Raw genomic sequence first — 17,900 nt, forward strand, 5'->3', positions numbered from 1 at the left:
ACGAGGGCTTCCGGCCGGCACGCCGGTGGGGGCACCGCCCGCGCGAGCGAAGCCGAGCGTGGGGGAACGCACCGGACGCCGCTCCTTGACGGGCAAACGTTGCCTGCCACGGCACTGGGGCAGTGGCAGCGTCGGCAGGGACCCAGGGCGAGCGTCGAGGCCGAGACCACGGTCCGCGGCGGCGGACCTCGGTTGACGGCAGGCCTCGTTGGCCGGCTCGGCGAGCCCCCGGAGCCGCCCCCGGCGGGGGACCTCGGGTGGCTGGGCTCGGCCGGCGCGAGTTGTCGGGCAGGGCCTCGCCGGGATGACTGCCCGTGTCACGACGGCCAGGGTGCGGGCTGGTCAGCGGCGGTACCGGTCGGCCCGACAGTCCGGGCCCGCGGCCCGAGGCCCGGCGAGCTGCTGAACGCCTCGGTTCACCCTTCCGCGGCCGTCAGCCGGCCGCGCAGGTCCTCCCAGTAGGCATTCAGCATCCGCTTGAGCTCGTCCACGGTTTCCAGGTCCGGCTCGCCGTCGCTCTTGAACACTTCGTGCAGCACGGCGTTAGCGGCCCACACCACCATCCGCGTCGCCCGTTGCGCCCGGTGACCGCCGGGGCCGCCGGTCAGGTGCTCCACGATGCGCTGCAGGCCCTCGGCGATGTGTGTGTTGCTCGCCTCGTCGGCCCGCGCGAGCTCGGGACTGAGGTGCCGCCCGGCCCACAGAGCCATGCCGCCCGCCTGGGACCGGAAGAGCTCGGCGTAGACGCCGACCATCATGCCGACCGGGTCGGTCAGTTCGCCCTCGACGGTACGCTCGACGAGTTCGTCGATCGCGGCCTTGAAGGCATCGAGGTACCGCTGGCCCAGCGCGTCCACGACGGCGCTCTTGTCCGGGTAGAACTGGTAGATGCTGCCGACCGGCGCGCCCGCCTCCTGGGCGATCCGCCGCATCGTCAGCGCCTCGTACCCCTCCTGAGACACGATCCGGTCGGCCGCGGCGAGGATGGCCTCGACCCGGGCCCGGCTGCGTGCCTGCTGAGGCTGCCTCCGTAGCCGCGCCCGCGACGTCGGCTGCGGCTTGCCTGCTTCCGTCACCACGTGCCCCCGGTCGTTTGATGACGCGAACGTAGCACGCGGCCACGGAGCGCGGGCCGGCCATGCTGCGCCCCCGCTCCGTGCGCCGGCTACAACACCGAGCAGCGCGGTGACTCGGCAGCGTTGCTTCAATCATGCGGTGTCCCTGGCCGATCGATGTGCTGCTCTTACGGGCCGGGTCTCCCGGGGGCGGCTTTGTCCTGTGAGTGGGAAAAGTTGACGGCAATTCGTGCACGGCTTCTTCCCAGGTGCGGTTGTCACTGCTACGTTCCCCTCAAAAGCCCAGTATGGATGGCCGATTTGAGGCGGGGAGGGGCACGTGAGACGCATGACGGCTCGACCCGCCAACGCGCACCAGGCCCGGTTGCTGAAGCTCCTGCGTGACTCCGGGCCCAGCTCCCGGGCGCAGCTAGGCGACCAGGTCGACCTGTCCCGGTCGAAACTGGCCGTGGAGGTGGACCGGCTGCTGGAGACGGGACTGGTCGTCGCCGACGGGCTCGCCGCCTCGCGCGGCGGGCGCCGCTCCCACAACGTCCGGCTCGCGCCCACCCTGCGCTTCCTGGGCGTCGACATCGGAGCGACGTCGGTCGACGTCGCCGTCACCAACGCCGAACTGGAGGTGCTGGGACACCTCAACCAGCCGATGGACGTGCGCGAGGGCCCGGTCGCGGTCTTCGAGCAAGTCCTGACCATGGCGGCGAAGTTGCGGGAGACGGGGCTGGCGGAGGGCTTCGACGGCGCCGGTATCGGCGTCCCCGGTCCCGTCCGCTTCCCCGAGGGCGTCCCCGTGGCGCCCCCGATCATGCCGGGCTGGGACGGCTTCCCCGTACGGGAGGCGCTCAGCCAGGAACTCGGCTGCCCGGTCATGGTCGACAACGACGTGAACCTCATGGCGATGGGGGAGCAGCACGCGGGTGTTGCTCGCTCCGCGGGCGACTTCCTCTGCGTCAAGATCGGGACCGGCATCGGCTGCGGCATCGTCGTCGGCGGTGAGGTCCACCGCGGTACGACGGGCAGCGCGGGCGACATCGGGCACATCCAGGCCGTGCCCGACGGACGCCCGTGCGCCTGCGGCAACCGGGGCTGTCTGGAGGCCCACTTCAGCGGCGCGGCGCTCGCCCGCGACGCGCTGGAGGCGGCGCAGCAGGGCGTCTCGGCGGAACTCGCCTCCCGTCTGGAGGCGGCCGGCACACTCACCGCCGTCGACATCGCCGCCGCTGCCGCCGCGGGCGACCCCACCTCCCTCGGCCTGATCCGGGAGGGCGGCACCCGCACGGGTCAGGTCATCGCCGGACTCGTCTCCTTCTTCAACCCGGGCCTGGTGGTGATCGGCGGCGGGGTCACCGGCCTCGGCCACACCCTGCTCGCCGCGGTCCGCACCCAGGTCTACCGCCAGTCGCTGCCGCTGGCGACCGGCAACCTGCCCATCGTCCTTGGCGAGCTGGGCGCCGTCGCCGGCGTGATCGGCGCGGCCCGGCTCATCAGCGACCACCTGTTCTCACCCGCATAGGCTCCGACGGTCCCAAGAGATCACCAGCACGGAGTCATCGTTCTGCCCTGCCCCGAACACGCCTGCTCCGCAAGCGCTCTCACCCTGCAACCGGCCCGCACCACGCCCGCCGAGGGGAACACACATGGCACCAGAACCACCGCTGCTCAGTATGTCCGGCATCACCAAGTCGTTCCCCGGAGTCCGGGCTCTCGACGGCGTCGACCTCGAGGTCCAGGCCGGTGAAGTGCACTGTCTGCTCGGCCAGAACGGGGCCGGCAAGTCCACCCTCATCAAGGTCCTGGCCGGCGCCCACCAGCCCGACACCGGGCGCCTCCACTGGCGCGGCGAACCCGTCACGCTCCGCTCGCCCATCGCCGCGATGCGCCTCGGCATCGCCACCATCTACCAGGAACTCGACCTGGTGGAGCACCTGTCGGTGGCCGAGAACGTGCACCTCGGCCACGAACCCACGGCTGCCGGCTTCTTCGTACGCCGCCGCGCCGCGCGCTCCTCGACGGCCCAGCTGCTGAGCCGGCTCGGACACCCGGAGATCGACCCGGCGCGCCCGGTCGGGGAACTGCCCGCGGCGCAGCAGCAGATCGTGTCCATGGCGCGGGCGCTCTCCCACGACGTACGGCTCATCGTCATGGACGAGCCGTCCGCCGCCCTCGACCCGGAGGAGGTCGACAACCTCTTCCGCATCGTCGCCGGCCTCACCGACGACGGGGTCGCCGTCGTCTACATCTCGCACCGCCTGGAGGAGATCCGCCGCATCGGCGACCGGGTCACCGTCCTCAAGGACGGCCGGGCGGTCGCGGGCGGACTGCCGGCCCGGTCGACGCCGACGCGCGAGATGGTCGCGCTGATGACCGGGCGGAACGTCGAGTACGTCTTCCCCGACCGGCCCGGACCGGCCGCGGCGCGCGAGGGCGACCCGGTCCTGCAGGTGCGGGGGCTGGTGCGCGAGGGCGAGTTCGCGCCCCTGGACCTCCAGGTCCGTGCCGGAGAGATCGTCGGCCTCGCCGGGCTCGTGGGCTCCGGGCGCTCGGAGATCCTGGAGACCATCTACGGGGCGCGGAAGCCGATGGCCGGTCAGGTCCTGGTCGACGGCCGGCCGGTGCGTACCGGCAGCGTGCGCGCCGCGGTCAGCGCCGGACTCGGGCTCGCCCCCGAGGAACGCAAGGCGCAGGCCCTGCTCATGCTGGAGTCCGTGACCCGCAACGTGTCGGTGTCCTCCCTGTCCCGCTTCGCGCGCGCAGGATGGATCGACCGGGGCGCCGAACGCGGCGCGGCACGGGCCGCCACCCGCGAGCTGTCGCTGCGGCCGGACAACCCTGCCGTTCCCGTGCGCACCCTCTCCGGCGGCAACCAGCAGAAGGCCGTCCTGGCCCGCTGGCTGCTGCGCGGTTGCCGGGTGCTGCTGCTGGACGAACCGACCCGCGGGGTCGACGTCGGCGCTCGCGCCGAACTGTACGCGGTCGTGCGGGGGCTGGCCGACGAGGGCATCGCGGTGCTCCTGGTCTCCAGCGAGGTGCCCGAGGTGCTCGGCCTCGCCGACCGGGTGCTGGTGCTGCGCGAGGGCCGCGTCGTGCACACCGCACCCGCCCGCGACCTCGACGAGCACCGCGTACTCGACCTCGTCATGGATGCACACCCCGTGGCCAGCGAAGGGAGCCCGGCGTCATGACGCAGCACGTGTCCCCGCCCCGGGGCGGCACCGGCAAGGCCGCACCGGCCGACCGCCTTCCCCTCTGGCGTGGCCTGACGGCCCGCGCCGACGTGCGCACCCTCTCCCTCCTCGGGGTGCTCGCCGTACTGGTCCTCATCGGCGGGATCACCAAGCCCGACGAGTTCCTCGACACCCGCAACCTCCAGCTCGTCCTCACCCAGGGCTCCGTCATCGGTGTGGTCACCGTCGGCATGACCCTCGTGATCACCTCCGGCGGCATCGACCTGTCCGTCGGCGCGATCGTCGCCCTCGCCTCGGTGTGGGCGACCACCGTCGCCACGCAGGAGTACGGCTTCGGCGGCATCCTCCTCACCGCGGTGCTGGTAGGCCTGGGCTGCGGCCTGGTCAACGGACTGCTCGTCGCCTACGGCGGGATGGTCCCCTTCATCGCCACTCTGGCCATGCTGGCGTCGGCGCGCGGCCTGGCCCTGCAGATCACCGACGGCAGGACGCAGATCGTCACCGTCGACGGCGTCCTCAGCCTCGGCGAGCGCGACTCCTACGTGCTCGGGATTCCGCCGCTGGTGCTGGTCTTCGCGGTCGTGACCGTCATCGGCTGGCTGCTGCTCAACCGGACCACCTTCGGCCGCCGCACGGTCGCCGTCGGCGGCAATCCGGAGGCGGCCCGCCTCGCCGGCATCGACGTACGCCGCCAGCGGCTGTACCTCTACCTGCTGTCGGGACTGTGCTGCGGCATCGCCGCCTTCCTGCTCATCATCCTGTCCGGCTCCGGCCAGAACACCAACGGCAACCTCTACGAACTCGATGCCATCGCCGCCGCGATCATCGGCGGGACGCTGCTCAGCGGGGGCCGCGGCACCATCACCGGCTCGGTGCTCGGCGTCCTGATCTTCACCACGATCACCAACATCTTCGCCCTGAACAACCTGCAGACCGACGTCCAGCAGATCGCCAAGGGCGCGATCATCGTCGCCGCCGTGCTGGTCCAGCGCCGTACCGCGAACACGACCTGAAGAAGGGGTTCCCACGATGTCACCACTCACGAGCCGCAGAGGACTGCTCTTCGGGACCGCCGCCGTGTCCGCCGGCGCCCTCGTCACAGGTTGCACCAGCAACGAGCCCAAGCAGGAGAAGGCCGCCACAGGCGACCAGCCCTCGGCCGACGACAAGCCCGGCAAGCACGTCACCATCGGCTTCGCCGGCCCCCAGGCCGACCACGGCTGGCTCAACGCGATCAACGACAACGCCAAGCGCCGCGCCAAGAAGTACGCCGACGTCACCCTGGAGATCACCGAGGGTTCCAACGACACCGCCGCGCAGATCGGCCAGATCGAGACGCTGATCAACAAGAAGGTCGACGTGCTGGTGGTGCTGCCCGCCGACGGCAAGGCGCTCACCCAGGTCGGGCTGAAGGCGATGCGCGCGGGCATCCCGGTCGTCAACCTCGACCGTATCTTCAACACCCCGCAGGCATACCGCTGTTGGATCGGTGGCGACAACTACGGCATGGGCCTCAGCGCCGGTCGCTACATCGGCGAGAAGCTCAAGGGGAAGCAGGACGCCCGCGTCATCGAACTGGCCGGTCTCGACAACCTGGAGCTGACCAAGCAGCGCACCCAGGGTTTCGACGACGCCCTGAAGAACTACCCCAACATCAAGAAGGTGGCCCGTCAGGCCGCCGAGTTCACCGTCGAGTCCGGACAGGCCAAGATGGCCCAGCTGCTCCAGGCCCAGTCGAAGTTCGACGCGCTGTGGAACCACGACGACGACCAGGGCGTGGGCGCGCTGCGCGCCATCGAACAGGCCGGCCGCGACGACTTCCTGATGGTCGGCGGCGCGGGCGCCCTCTCCGCCTTCCAGGCCATCAAGCAGGACAACGGGGTCCTCAAGGCGACCGTGCTGTACCCACCGACCATGGCCGCCTCCGCCATCGACCTTGCCCGCGCCCTCGGCCAGGGCAAGGGCGTCGGCGGCCTCGCCGAGTACGAGATCCCGGCATCGATCACGCTCTACTCGGCCGTCGTCGACAAGACCAACGTCGACCAGTACATGCCCACGGGTTTCCGGTGACACGTTCCGCCCCGCACCCCCCACGGCGCCGACACCCACAGGACGAGGAGACATCCGTATGGGACAGCCGCAGCAAACGGATCGGCCGGAGGCGGACAAGCCGCCGCTGCGCGTCGGCATGGTCGGCTACGCCTTCATGGGCACCGCCCACTCCCAGGGCTGGCGCACCGTGGGCCGCGTGTTCGACCTGCCCCGGCGCCCGGTGCTCGCCGCCCTCTGCGGCCGGGACGCGACCGCCGTGCGCGCCGCCGCCGACCGGCACGGCTGGGCCTCGGCCGAGACCGACTGGCGGGCGCTGATCGCCCGGGACGACATCGACCTCGTCGACATCTGCACCCCCGGCGACAGCCACGCCGAGATCGCGCTGGCCGCGCTGGCCGCCGGCAAGCACGTCCTGTGCGAGAAGCCGCTCGCGAACACGGTCGCGGAGGCCGAGGCGATGGCGCGCGCCGCCGAAGCGGCGTACGAGCGCGGCCAGGTGGCGATGGTCGGCTTCAACTACCGCCGGGTCCCGGCCACGGCGCTGGCCCGGCGGATGGTCGCCGAGGGCAGGCTGGGCGCCCTGCGGCATGTCCGGGTGACCTACCTTCAGGACTGGCTGGTGGACCCGCAGTTCCCGCTCACCTGGCGGCTGCGCAAGGAAATCGCCGGCTCCGGCTCGCTCGGCGACCTCGGCGCGCACATCGTGGACCTCGCCCAGCACCTCGCGGGGGAGGATCTGGCCGGGGTGTCCGCGCTCACCGAGACCTTCGTCCGCGAGCGGCCGCTGCCGGTGGGCGCCACCAGCGGCCTGTCCGCCGTGTCGGCCGTGGGCACCGGGCAGGTCACCGTGGACGACGCCGCCCTGTTCACCGGCCGGTTCGCCTCCGGCGCGCTCGCCTCCTTCGAGGCCACCCGCTACGCCACCGGCCGCAAGAACGCCCTGCGCATCGAACTCAACGGTGAGCACGGCTCGCTCGCCTTCGACCTGGAACGGCTGAACGAGCTGTACTACCACGACGGCGGCGAGCCCGGAGCGCGGGCCGGGTTCCGCCGCATCCTGGTCACCGAACCCGACCACCCTTATCTGGACGCCTGGTGGCCGCCGGGCCACGGCCTCGGCTACGAGCACACCTTCGTCCACCAGGCCCGCGACCTGGTGCACGCGGTCGCCGAGGGCAGCAGGCCCGAACCCTCCTTCGCCGACGGGCTGCAGGTGCAGCGCGTGCTCGCGGCGGTGGAGGAGAGCGCCGAGAAGAACTCCGTCTACACGCCCGTAGCCGCTTGAAGGAGGACTGCCGGATGCCGCGCAGATTCACGCTCTTCACGGGCCAGTGGGCCGACCTGCCGCTGGAGGAGGTCTGCCGACTCGCCCGCGACTTCGGCTACGACGGCCTCGAACTCGCTTGCTGGGGCGACCACTTCGAGGTCGACAAGGCTCTCGCCGACCCGTCGTACCTCACCTCCCGCCACCAGCTCCTCGACAAGTACGGCCTGAAGTGCTGGGCGATCTCCAACCACCTGGTCGGACAGGCGGTGTGCGACGCCATCATCGACGAACGCCACCAGGCGATCCTGCCCGGCCGGATCTGGGGCGACGGCGAGGCCGAAGGCGTGCGGCAGCGGGCCGCGGCCGAGATGGCGGACACCGCGCGCGCCGCGGCCGCCTTCGGCGTCGACACCGTCATCGGGTTCACCGGCTCCGCCATCTGGCACCTGGTCGCCATGTTCCCGCCGGTCCCCGAGGCGATGATCGAGCGCGGCTACGAGGACTTCGCGGCCCGCTGGAACCCGATCCTCGACGTCTTCGACGCCGAGGGCGTGCGGTTCGCGCACGAGGTCCACCCGAGCGAGATCGCCTACGACTACTGGACGACCCACCGGGCCCTGGAGGCCGTCGGTCACCGTCCCGCTTTCGGCCTGAACTTCGACCCCTCGCACTTCGTCTGGCAGGACCTCGATCCGGTCGGCTTCCTGTGGGACTTCCGCGACCGGATCTACCACGTCGACTGCAAGGAGGCCCGCAAGCGGTTCGACGGCCGCAACGGCCGCCTGGGCTCGCACCTGCCGTGGGGGGACCCGCGCCGCGGCTGGGACTTCGTCTCCGCCGGGCACGGCGACGTGCCCTGGGAGGACGTCTTCCGGATGCTGCGCTCCATCGGCTACGAAGGCCCTGTGTCCGTGGAGTGGGAGGACGCCGGCATGGACCGGCTGCAGGGCGCTCCCGAGGCGCTGCGGCGGCTCAAGGAGTTCGACTTCGACCCGCCGAGCGCGTCGTTCGACGCGGCCTTCGGCAGCGATTAGCGCTCCGCAGGGAGCGGGGAGGAAGCGCCGTTCGGCGCGTTGTCCGAGGGCGGCTGCGGGTGGGCTGTGGCGGGTTGCTCCCCCAGTCTCTCGACTCCTCCCCCAAGTTCTCGACTCCGCTCGAACAGGGGGTACCCCCATGAGCAGGGAGGTGACCCCCCTCGCGGCGGAGCCGCATCGACACAGCCCCGTGGCCCTTCGGCGGCAGGGCAGGCCGGGGTGCGCGGGCGTCGTCGGCCGGTCCGGCCTGCCCGGAGACCGCTTTGTCCTGTAACTGGAAAAAGCTCAACTTCTCTGCTGTGCAAGGGCTATCCGACTCCGACAAAGCCAGCTACGGTCCCGGAGTTGTACAGGTCACGCACGTCTCCGGGGTGACGGCGCACCCCGGCGCACCGCTTTTGCCCCGTACGATCCCCACCCTCCCGGAGGGATTTTTGTGCACAGGAAACGTCTGAGATTCCGCAAGGCACTGGCACTCCTCACCGGCTCACTTCTCGCGGGCACCTCGCTCGCGCTCGCCGCGCCGCCGGCGAGCGCCGTGGAGCCCGACGCCAGCAGGCCGGCCGCGGCGGCCGCCGAGGACTTCCAGCAGGTCACCCTCGCCAAGGGCGCCCCTGAGGTGGGCGAACCGATGTCGCTTGCCGTCCTCCCGGACCGCAGCGTCCTGCACACCTCCCGCGACGGCACCCTGCGCCTGACCGATGCACAGGGCGCCACGTCCGTCGCGGGCAAGCTGGCCGTCTACAGCCATGACGAGGAAGGGCTCCAGGGCGTCGGGATCGACCCCGACTTCGCACAGAACCGCTTCGTCTACCTCTACTACGCGCCGCCGATGAACACCCCGCCCGGCGACGCCCCGGAGAACGGCACGGCCGCCGACTTCGCCCCCTTCGACGGCGTCAACCGGCTCTCCCGCTTCGTCCTGAAGCAGGACGGCACCCTCGACACGGCCAGCGAGAAGAACGTCCTCGAGGTCAAGACGTCCCGCGGCATCTGCTGCCACGTCGGCGGTGACATCGACTTCGACAAGGAGGGCAACCTCTATCTGTCGACCGGCGACGACTCCAACCCCTTCGCCTCCGACGGCTACACCCCCATCGACGAGCGGCCCGACCGCAACCCGGCCTTCGACGCCCAGCGCACCTCGGCCAACACCAACGACCTGCGGGGCAAGATCCTGCGGATCAAGGTCAAGCCGGACGGCTCGTACGACATTCCGGAGGGCAACCTCTTTGCCCCGGGCACCGCGAAGACCCGTCCCGAGATCTATGCGATGGGCTTCCGCAACCCGTTCCGGTTCAGCATCGACAAGCCCACAGGCACCATCTACATCGGCGAGTACGGCCCGGACGCCGGCTCCGCCAATCCCAAGCGCGGCCCGTCCGGCATGGTCGAGTTCGACCGCGTGACGAAGCCCGGCAATTACGGCTGGCCCTACTGCGTCGGCAAGAACGAGGCGTACATCAAGTACGACTTCGCCACCAAGCAGTCCGGTGCGGCCTTCGACTGCTCGGCGCCGAAGAACACCTCGCCGCACAACACCGGACTCGTCGACCTCCCGCCGGCCCAGCCGGCCTGGATCGACTACGACGGCGGCTCGATCCCCGAGTTCGGCACCGGCTCCGAATCCCCGATGGGCGGCCCGGTCTACCGCTACGACGCCAACTTGAACTCCGCCGTCAAGTTCCCCGAGTCCTATGACGGGAACTTCTTCGCCGGCGAGTTCGGCCGCCGCTGGATCAAGCGGATCGAGCAGGGCGACGACGGCACCGTCAAGTCCATCAACCCCTTCCCCTGGTCCGGCACCCAGGTGATGGACATGGCCTTCGGCCCGGACGGCGCCCTCTACGTCCTGGACTACGGCCTGTCGTGGTTCGGCGGCGACGAGAACTCCGCGCTCTACCGCATCGAGAACGTCACCAACGGCCACGCGCCGACCGTGACCGCCGCATCGGACAAGACCTCCGGGACGGCACCCCTGAAGGTGTCCTTCTCCGCGACCGGCAAGGACGCCGACGGCGACGCCCTCACCTACGGCTGGGACTTCGGTGACGGCACCACCAGCGCCGAAGCGTCGCCCCAGCACACGTACCGCGACAACGGCACGTACACGGCCACCGTCACCGTGACCGACCCGACCGGCTACACCGCCACCGCCAACGTCCACGTGGTCGTCGGCAACACCGCGCCCACCGTCGAATTCAAGACCCCGGCCGACGGCGCCCTGTTCGAGTTCGGTGACACCATCCCGTTCCAGGTGAAGGTCACCGACCGCGAGGACGAAGTGATCGACTGCTCGAAGGTCACCGTCCGCTACATCCTCGGCCACGACAGCCACGGCCACCCGATCACCTCGGCCAACGGCTGCGAGGGCACCATCACCGTGCCGGCCGACGGCGAGCACGACCCCAACGCCAACATCTTCGGCGTCCTCGACGCCGAGTACACCGACAACGGCGGCGGCGGTCAGGCTCCGCTGACCACCCACGCCCGGATCCAGCTCCAGCCCCGGCACCGGCAGGCCGAGCACTTCAGCAACCAGAGCGGCATCCGCACCTACGACAAGACCCAGGCCCACGGCGGCAAGACCGTCGGTGACATCAACAACGGCGACTGGATCTCCTTCAAGCCCTACGACCTCAAGGGTGCCCAGACGCTCACCGCCCGGGTCTCCTCCGGCGGCGCCGGCGGCTACCTCGAGGTCCGCACCGGAGGCCCGGACGGCCCCCTGCACGGCTCCGGGATCGTCCCGGTGACCGGTAGCTGGGAGACCTTCCAGAACATCGACATCCCGCTCAGCAAGCTCCCGAACAAGACCACCGAGCTGTACCTGGTCTTCAAGGGCAGCGGCACCGGAGCGCTCTACGACGTCGACGACTTCGTGATCTCCGACAAGAAGCCCGCGAACAACGCCAAGCGCGTTCTCGTCTTCTCCAAGACGGCCGGCTTCCGCCACGACTCCATCGCAACCGGCGTCCAGACCCTGAAGGACCTCGGCGAGCAGAGCGCCATCACCGTCGACTCCACCGAGGAGGCCAAGCAGTTCACCACCGAGAACCTCGCCCGCTACGACGCCGTCGTCTTCCTCTCCACCACCGGTGACGTCCTCAACGCCGACCAGCAGCAGGCGTTCGAGAAGTACATCGCCGGCGGCGGCGGTTACATGGGTGTCCACGCGGCCGCCGACACCGAGTACGACTGGCCGTTCTACGGCGGCCTGGTCGGCGCGTACTTCGACTCGCACCCACAGATCCAGAAGGCCACCGTCCGGGTTCCCGAGCACGACCACCCGGCCACCAAGGACCTCGACAACGCGTGGGACCGCACCGACGAGTGGTACAACTACCGCTCCAACCCGCGTGACAACGCCCGCGTCCTGGCCACCCTGGACGAGACCACCTACCAGGGCGGCAAGATGAAGGGCGACCACCCGATCGCCTGGTGCCACGCCTACCAGGGCGGGCGCTCCTTCTACACCGGCATGGGCCACACCAAGGAGTCCTACGCCGAAGCCGGCTTCCGCAGCCACCTGCTCGGCGGACTGAAGTACGCCACCGCACAGGAGAAGGCCGACTGCAAGCCGCGCACCGGCTACCGTGACCTCTTCAACGGCCAGACCCTCGACGGCTGGAAGCAGGCCGGACCGGGCCGCTTCACCGTCCAGGACGGCGCGCTGCACTCCGAGGGCGGCATGGGCCTGCTCTGGTACCAGGCCAAGGAGTTCCAGTCCTACTCCCTGAAGCTGGACTGGAAGATGCAGGGCGACGACAACTCCGGTGTCTTCGTGGGCTTCCCCGCCTCCGACGACCCCTGGTCGGCGGTGAACAAGGGCTACGAGATCCAGATCGACGCGACCGACGCGCCGGACCGGACCACCGGGGCCATCTACTCGTTCCAGTCGGCGGACATCATGGCGCGTGACGCCGCGCTGCGCCCGCCGGGCGAGTGGAACAGCTACGAGATCCGTGTCGAGGGCGCACGCATCCAGGTGTTCCTCAATGGAGTCAAGATCAACGACTTCACCAACAAGGACCCGGAGCGGATGAAGAACGGCTACATCGGACTCCAGAACCACGGCCCGTCCGACCACGTGTCGTTCCGCAACATCCAGATCAAGGAACTGCCCGCCAAGGGCGCCTAGTACGGCGGCGGGCGGGGGACGCCGGACCCCCGCCCGCCGTCCCTTCCCCTTCGGCCGGGCCGGCCGCCGACGCGCCCGCGCCCGTACTTCCCCAGCCGGTGCGGACCGGGATCCGGGCGTTGCCATGCGCCCGGGCCCGGTCCGCACCCGGCACCCGATCCACCCGTCCGGCTTCCGGTTCGTGTATGACAAGGAGGCTGCCCATGTCCGCCGAACCTTCCGCTTCCCCCTCCCGCACCGGTGTCTGGCTGATCGGCGCGCGAGGTTCCGTCGCCACCACCGCCATGACCGGATGCGCCGCCGTCGCCGCCGGACTGTACCCCGTCACCGGCCTCGTCACCGAAACCGAGCCCTTCGCCGCGAGCGGCCTGCCCGCGCTGTCCTCCCTCGTCTTCGGCGGACACGACACCGTGGACTGCCCGCTGCCCAAACGCGCCGAGACCCTCGCCGCCGCCGGCGTCCTGCCGCACGGCCTGCCCTCCGCCGTCCGCGGTGAACTGACCGCCACCGATGGTGAGATCAGGCCCGGCGTGCCGCTGCCCGGCGACACCCGGAGCGAGGACGCCCTCATCGACACCCTCGTCGGCGACATCCGCGACTTCACCCGCCGCCAAGGCCTCGCCCGCACTGTTGTCGTCAACGTCGCCTCCACCGAACCGGCCCCCGAGGGCGCTGCCCTGCCCGCCAGCTCGCTGTACGCGGCGGCCGCCCTGCGCGCGGGCTGTCCGTACATCAACTTCACCCCGTCGGCCGGACTGCACCACCCCGCGCTCGCCGCCGAGGCCCTGGCCGCCGCCCTGCCGTACGCGGGCCGCGACGGCAAGACCGGGCAGACCCTGTTGCGGTCCGTTCTCGGTCCCATGTTCGCGCAGCGGGCGCTGCGGGTGCTGGCCTGGTCCGGTACGAACCTCCTCGGCGGCGGGGACGGAGCCGCCCTCGCCGACCCCGCCGCGGCCGCCGCGAAGAACTCCGGCAAGGAACGGGTCCTCGCGGACACCCTGGGCACGGTTCCCCAGGGCGAGGTGCACATCGACGACGTGCCCGCGCTCGGCGACTGGAAGACCGCCTGGGACCACATCGCCTTCGACGGTTTCCTCGGCACCCGGATGGTCCTCCAAACCACCTGGCAGGGCTGCGACTCGGCGCTCGCCGCGCCCCTGGTCCTGGATCTGGTCCGGCTGCTGGCCCGCGCCGACGAACGCGGACTGACCGGACCGCGCCCCGAACTCGCCTTCTACTTCAAGGACCCCGACCCGGGAGCCCCCGCGGCGCTGGGGGAGCAGTACGCGGCGCTCCTGGACTTCGGCCGACGGCTGGGGGACCCGCGATGACCCGCCACGGTCTGGCGGTCGTCGCCCTGGCGGTGACCGTTGCCGCCGTCGTCGGAGCGCGCGGGTCCGCTGCCCGTGGCCGCCCGCGCCGTGGGGAGGGCCACGACCACCGGGCGCTCTCACCAGAGGCGGAGCACGGGGCGGGGGCTGGTGCCCGGTCCGCGGATCCGGCCGATCCGGCGGGGGAGAGCGGCGGGCCCGCGGACTCCGCCGGACAGACGGTGGCAGCCGCCGCATCCGCCGGACGGCCGCGGGCGACCGGCGCGTCGGAGGGGACGTCCCGGCCGAGGCGGACGGATGCCGAACCCGTCGCCTCCACCGCCCGGGCAGCCACCCCCGCCGCACCCCCAGCGCCGGCCTCCACCCCGAGCGGCCCGGCCACCCCGCCCACCGCGGCGTCGCCCTCCGTGCCCACCCACACCGAGCGCCCGCCCCACCGCCTCGCCCTTGGCACGCCCGCCGACTGGGTCGAACTGCTGCGGCTGCCCGCTCTGTTCACCGTCCCCGGTGACGCCCTCGCCGGGGCCGCCGCAGCCGGGCGCGCCCCCGGTGCCCGTACCCTCTTCGCCATCGGCTCGTCCCTGTGCCTCTACCAGGCAGGCATGGCGCTCAACGACTGGGCGGACCGCGCCGAGGACGCCGTGGACCGCCCGCACCGTCCGCTTCCGTCCGGGAGGATCGCCCCCGGCGGCGCGCTCGCCGCGGCCGGCGCGCTCACCGCCCTGGGCCTTGCGCTCGCCGCCCGCGCAGGCCGACCCGCGCTCCGTGTCGCCGTCCCGCTCGCCGCCACAGTCTGGGCCTACGATCTCGGGCTGAAGCGGAGCTGGGCCGGGCCGCCGGCGATGGCGGCGGCCCGGAGCCTCGACCTCGTGCTCGGCGCCGCCGCGAGCGGCGGTCGCGTCCGCAACGCCGTACCGTCCGCCGCCGCCCTCGGTGCCCACACCCTGGCCGTCACCGCGGTATCCCGCCGCGAGACCCAGGGTGGCGCCACCGCCGTACCGCTCGCAGCCCTCGCGGCCACCTGCTGCGTCGCGTACACACTCGTGCCGGCCGCTATCGCCCTCCGACTCCCGGCAGACCGCGGTGGAGCAGCCCCCCTCGGTCTGCCGGGTCCCACCCCCGCGCAGCCCGTACCGTCCGGCAGTTTGCTCCGCGCGGCCCTTGCGCTCGCCTACGGCGTCACCGCCGCCCGCCCCCTCGCCCACGCCGTCCTCAACCCCTCGCCGCCACTCACCCAGCGCGCCGTCGTCGGCGGCATCCGCGCCCTGATCCCCCTCCAGGCCGCGTTGTCCGCCCGCGCCGGCGCCCCGGTGACCGCCCTGCTCACATCGGCCCTGGCCGCTCTTGCCAGCAGGTTCGCGAGGAAGGTGAGCGTCACATGAGCGGACTCCCGGCCCTCCGCTTCGGCTACGGCACCAACGGCCTCGCCGACCTCCGCCTCGACGACGCTCTCGTCCTGCTCGCCGACCTCGGCTACGACGGCGTGGGGCTGACCCTCGACCACATGCACCTCGACCCGCTCACCCCCGACCTGGCCGCCCGCACCCGCCGGCTCGCCCACCGGCTGGACGCGCTCGGCCTGCAGGTGACCGTGGAGACGGGCGCCCGCTATGTGCTCGACCCGCGCCGCAAACACGGCCCCTCCCTCCTGGACGCCGACCCCGAGGACCGCGCCCGACGCGCCGAACTGCTGCTGCGGGCCGTGGACGTGGCCGCCGACCTCGGCGCACACGCGGTGCACTGCTTCAGCGGCATCACTCCGCCCGGCACTGGCCAGGACACGGCGTGGAAGCGGCTGGCCGAATCCCTGACCCCCGTCCTGGACGCGGCCGGCGCCGCCGGCGTCCCCCTCGCCGTGGAACCCGAACCCGGTCACCTCCTGGCCACCCTCGCCGACTTCCACCACCTGCGCCGCACCCTCGGCGACCCCGAGCACCTCGGTCTCACCCTCGACATCGGCCACTGCCAATGTCTCGAACCGCTCCCGCCCGCCGACTGCGTGCGCGCCGCCGCGCCCTGGCTGAAGCACGTCCAGATCGAGGACATGCGCCGCGGCGTCCACGAACACCTCCCCTTCGGAGACGGCGAGATCGACTTCCCGCCCGTCCTGGCGGCCCTGGCGGCCACCGGTTACCAGGGCCTGACCGTCGTGGAACTGCCCCGCCACTCCCACGCCGGTCCGCACTTCACCGAGCTCTCCCTGCCTTTTCTCCACGAGGCCGCCACGGCAGCCGCCGCCCTGCCCGCCACCCCCGAAGGGAGCACCCGATGACCCACCCGCCCGGCGCCGCGGGCACCCCCGCGGCCGGTACCGCCATCGCCCACACCCCGGTGGACGAGCTGCACCCCTTTCTGTCTGCCCGTCTGTCCTCGGACGCCCGCGCCTGGCTCGACCAGGCGCTCGACGAGGCCGCCGCCCGTCCCGGCGGTCACGCGCCCATCTCCGCCTGGGAGCTGCGCTTGGCCGAGGCGGGCCGCCGCTGCGGCCACGGCCACGCCGACGCCGCCCGCGTCCTCATCCTGCATGCCGCCGGCGCCGACCCGGACGCACTGGCCCGGGTCTACCACCAGGGCACTGCCGACGAGCGCCGCGCCGTCCTGCACGCCCTGCCCCACCTCGTGCCCGGGCCGGAAGCCCTCCCACTCGTCGAGGACGCCCTGCGCACCAACGACACCCGGCTGCTCGCCGCCGCCGTAGGCCCGTACGCCGCCCGGCACCTGGCACCCCACTCGTGGCGGCACGCCGTCCTGAAGTGCCTGTTCACCGGCGTGCCCGTGGACAGCGTCGCCGATGTGGCCCGCCGCGCCCGCGGCGACGCCGAACTGGCCCGCATGCTGGGCGACTACGAAGCCGAACGCACCGCCGCCGGCCGCCCCGTCCCCGAGGACCTGCACCGCGTCCTGGCCCTGACCGAGCCCGAGACCGCGCCGCACGGCCCGGTCGCCCCCCACGGCAAGGAGTCCTGATGCGCATCTTCGATCCCCACATCCACATGACGTCCAGGACCACCGACGACTACGAGGCCATGCACGCCGCCGGAGTCAGAGCCGTGGTGGAACCCGCCTTCTGGCTCGGCCAGCCCCGCACCTCGGCCGCCTCCTTCCTCGACTACTTCGACTCCCTGGTCGGCTGGGAGCCGTTCCGCGCCGCCCAGTACGGCATCGCCCACCACTGCACCATCGCCCTGAACCCCAAGGAGGCCAACGACCCGCGCTGCGTGCCCGTCCTCGACGAACTGCCCCGCTACCTCGTCAAGGACCAGGTCGTCGCCGTCGGCGAGATCGGCTACGACTCGATGACCCCGGCCGAGGACACCGCTCTGGCCGCCCAGTTGCAGCTCGCCGCCGACCACGGGCTGCCCGCCCTCGTCCACACCCCGCACCGCGACAAGCTGGCCGGCCTGCGCCGCACCCTCGACGTCGTGCGGGAGTCGGCGCTGCCCCTGGACCGCGTCCTGGTCGACCACCTCAACGAGACCACCGTCAAGGAGGCCAGGGACAGCGCCTGCTGGCTCGGCTTCTCCGTCTATCCCGACACCAAGATGGACGAGGAGCGGATGGTCGCGATCCTGCGCGCCCACGGCACCGAGAAGGTGCTCGTCAACTCCGCGGCCGACTGGGGCAGAAGCGACCCTCTCAAGACGCGCAAGGTCGGTGACCTGATGCTTGCCGAGGGCTTCACCGAGGACGACGTGGACCACGTGCTGTGGCGCAACCCGGTCGCGTTCTACGGGCTCAGCGGCCGGCTGGACCTCGACGTCGCAGCGACCGGCGCCACGCACGAGGGCAACAGCATCCTCCGCGGCGGGGAGTGATC

General features: G+C 71.8%; 13 protein-coding genes. 12 read left to right on the forward strand and 1 reads right to left on the reverse strand.

From position 1 onward, the window contains the following. Window positions 1–416 precede the first annotated feature (416 nt). Entirely contained in the window at window positions 417–1,079 is a 663-nt protein-coding gene (locus tag BIV24_RS06895) for a TetR/AcrR family transcriptional regulator (RefSeq protein WP_177198634.1), read from the reverse strand. A 325-nt stretch (window positions 1,080–1,404) separates the two neighbouring features. On the opposite strand from BIV24_RS06895, the gene BIV24_RS06900 reads away from it, so the two are divergent. The 12 genes from BIV24_RS06900 to BIV24_RS06955 all read left to right on the forward strand — a co-directional run bounded on the left by BIV24_RS06900 (window position 1,405) and on the right by BIV24_RS06955 (window position 17,898). Further along, window positions 1,405–2,586 (forward strand): ROK family transcriptional regulator, encoded by a 1,182-nt coding sequence (locus tag BIV24_RS06900; protein ID WP_071365276.1) that lies wholly within the window; start codon window positions 1,405–1,407, stop codon window positions 2,584–2,586. A 124-nt stretch (window positions 2,587–2,710) separates the two neighbouring features. Continuing rightward, a complete protein-coding gene (locus BIV24_RS06905; RefSeq protein WP_071365277.1) occupies window positions 2,711–4,255 on the forward strand; it encodes a sugar ABC transporter ATP-binding protein in 1,545 nt (514 codons plus the stop codon). Further along, window positions 4,252–5,271 (forward strand): ABC transporter permease, encoded by a 1,020-nt coding sequence (locus BIV24_RS06910; protein ID WP_071365278.1) that lies wholly within the window; start codon window positions 4,252–4,254, stop codon window positions 5,269–5,271. Before BIV24_RS06905 ends, BIV24_RS06910 begins: the two co-directional genes overlap by 4 nt. Before the next feature lie 16 nt (window positions 5,272–5,287). Continuing rightward, window positions 5,288–6,328: a substrate-binding domain-containing protein gene (locus BIV24_RS06915; RefSeq protein ID WP_071365279.1), complete on the forward strand. Its 1,041-nt coding sequence runs from the start codon at window positions 5,288–5,290 to the stop codon at window positions 6,326–6,328. Window positions 6,329–6,386: 58 nt separating this feature from the next. After that, window positions 6,387–7,595, forward strand: coding sequence for a Gfo/Idh/MocA family protein (locus tag BIV24_RS06920; protein ID WP_071365280.1), 1,209 nt, complete (start codon window positions 6,387–6,389; stop codon window positions 7,593–7,595). 14 nt (window positions 7,596–7,609) lie between these two features. Continuing rightward, window positions 7,610–8,611, forward strand: coding sequence for a sugar phosphate isomerase/epimerase family protein (locus BIV24_RS06925; protein ID WP_071365281.1), 1,002 nt, complete (start codon window positions 7,610–7,612; stop codon window positions 8,609–8,611). A gap of 436 nt (window positions 8,612–9,047) precedes the next feature. Beyond that, entirely contained in the window at window positions 9,048–12,752 is a 3,705-nt protein-coding gene (locus BIV24_RS06930) for a ThuA domain-containing protein (RefSeq protein ID WP_071365282.1), read from the forward strand. Window positions 12,753–12,955: 203 nt separating this feature from the next. After that, window positions 12,956–14,083 (forward strand): inositol-3-phosphate synthase, encoded by a 1,128-nt coding sequence (locus BIV24_RS06935; protein ID WP_071365283.1) that lies wholly within the window; start codon window positions 12,956–12,958, stop codon window positions 14,081–14,083. A 407-nt stretch (window positions 14,084–14,490) separates the two neighbouring features. Beyond that, window positions 14,491–15,465 (forward strand): SCO3242 family prenyltransferase, encoded by a 975-nt coding sequence (locus tag BIV24_RS06940; protein ID WP_071365300.1) that lies wholly within the window; start codon window positions 14,491–14,493, stop codon window positions 15,463–15,465. Next, window positions 15,462–16,355, forward strand: a complete 894-nt coding sequence (locus BIV24_RS06945) for a sugar phosphate isomerase/epimerase family protein (protein WP_071365284.1) — start codon at window positions 15,462–15,464, stop codon at window positions 16,353–16,355. The genes BIV24_RS06940 and BIV24_RS06945 overlap by 4 nt, the downstream gene beginning before the upstream one ends. Further along, a complete protein-coding gene (locus tag BIV24_RS06950) occupies window positions 16,352–17,050 on the forward strand; it encodes an EboA domain-containing protein (RefSeq protein ID WP_071365285.1) in 699 nt (232 codons plus the stop codon). The genes BIV24_RS06945 and BIV24_RS06950 overlap by 4 nt, the downstream gene beginning before the upstream one ends. Further along, the gene (locus BIV24_RS06955) at window positions 17,050–17,898 is read left to right on the forward strand and encodes a TatD family hydrolase (protein WP_071365286.1); all 849 of its coding nucleotides are present in this window, start codon (window positions 17,050–17,052) and stop codon (window positions 17,896–17,898) included. Before BIV24_RS06950 ends, BIV24_RS06955 begins: the two co-directional genes overlap by 1 nt. Window positions 17,899–17,900 lie beyond the last annotated feature (2 nt).

The organism is Streptomyces colonosanans (assembly GCF_001866645.1).
GTDB lineage: Bacteria > Actinomycetota > Actinomycetes > Streptomycetales > Streptomycetaceae > Streptomyces > Streptomyces colonosanans.

Coding starts and splice junctions, on each gene's coding strand:
- BIV24_RS06935 (WP_071365283.1), top strand. CDS start 12,956: ATGTCCGCCGAACCTTCCGCTTCCCCCTCCCGCACCGGTGTCTGGCTG.
- BIV24_RS06900 (WP_071365276.1), top strand. CDS start 1,405: ATGACGGCTCGACCCGCCAACGCGCACCAGGCCCGGTTGCTGAAGCTC.
- BIV24_RS06955 (WP_071365286.1), top strand. CDS start 17,050: ATGCGCATCTTCGATCCCCACATCCACATGACGTCCAGGACCACCGAC.
- BIV24_RS06945 (WP_071365284.1), top strand. CDS start 15,462: ATGAGCGGACTCCCGGCCCTCCGCTTCGGCTACGGCACCAACGGCCTC.
- BIV24_RS06920 (WP_071365280.1), top strand. CDS start 6,387: ATGGGACAGCCGCAGCAAACGGATCGGCCGGAGGCGGACAAGCCGCCG.
- BIV24_RS06915 (WP_071365279.1), top strand. CDS start 5,288: ATGTCACCACTCACGAGCCGCAGAGGACTGCTCTTCGGGACCGCCGCC.
- BIV24_RS06950 (WP_071365285.1), top strand. CDS start 16,352: ATGACCCACCCGCCCGGCGCCGCGGGCACCCCCGCGGCCGGTACCGCC.
- BIV24_RS06905 (WP_071365277.1), top strand. CDS start 2,711: ATGGCACCAGAACCACCGCTGCTCAGTATGTCCGGCATCACCAAGTCG.
- BIV24_RS06925 (WP_071365281.1), top strand. CDS start 7,610: ATGCCGCGCAGATTCACGCTCTTCACGGGCCAGTGGGCCGACCTGCCG.
- BIV24_RS06910 (WP_071365278.1), top strand. CDS start 4,252: ATGACGCAGCACGTGTCCCCGCCCCGGGGCGGCACCGGCAAGGCCGCA.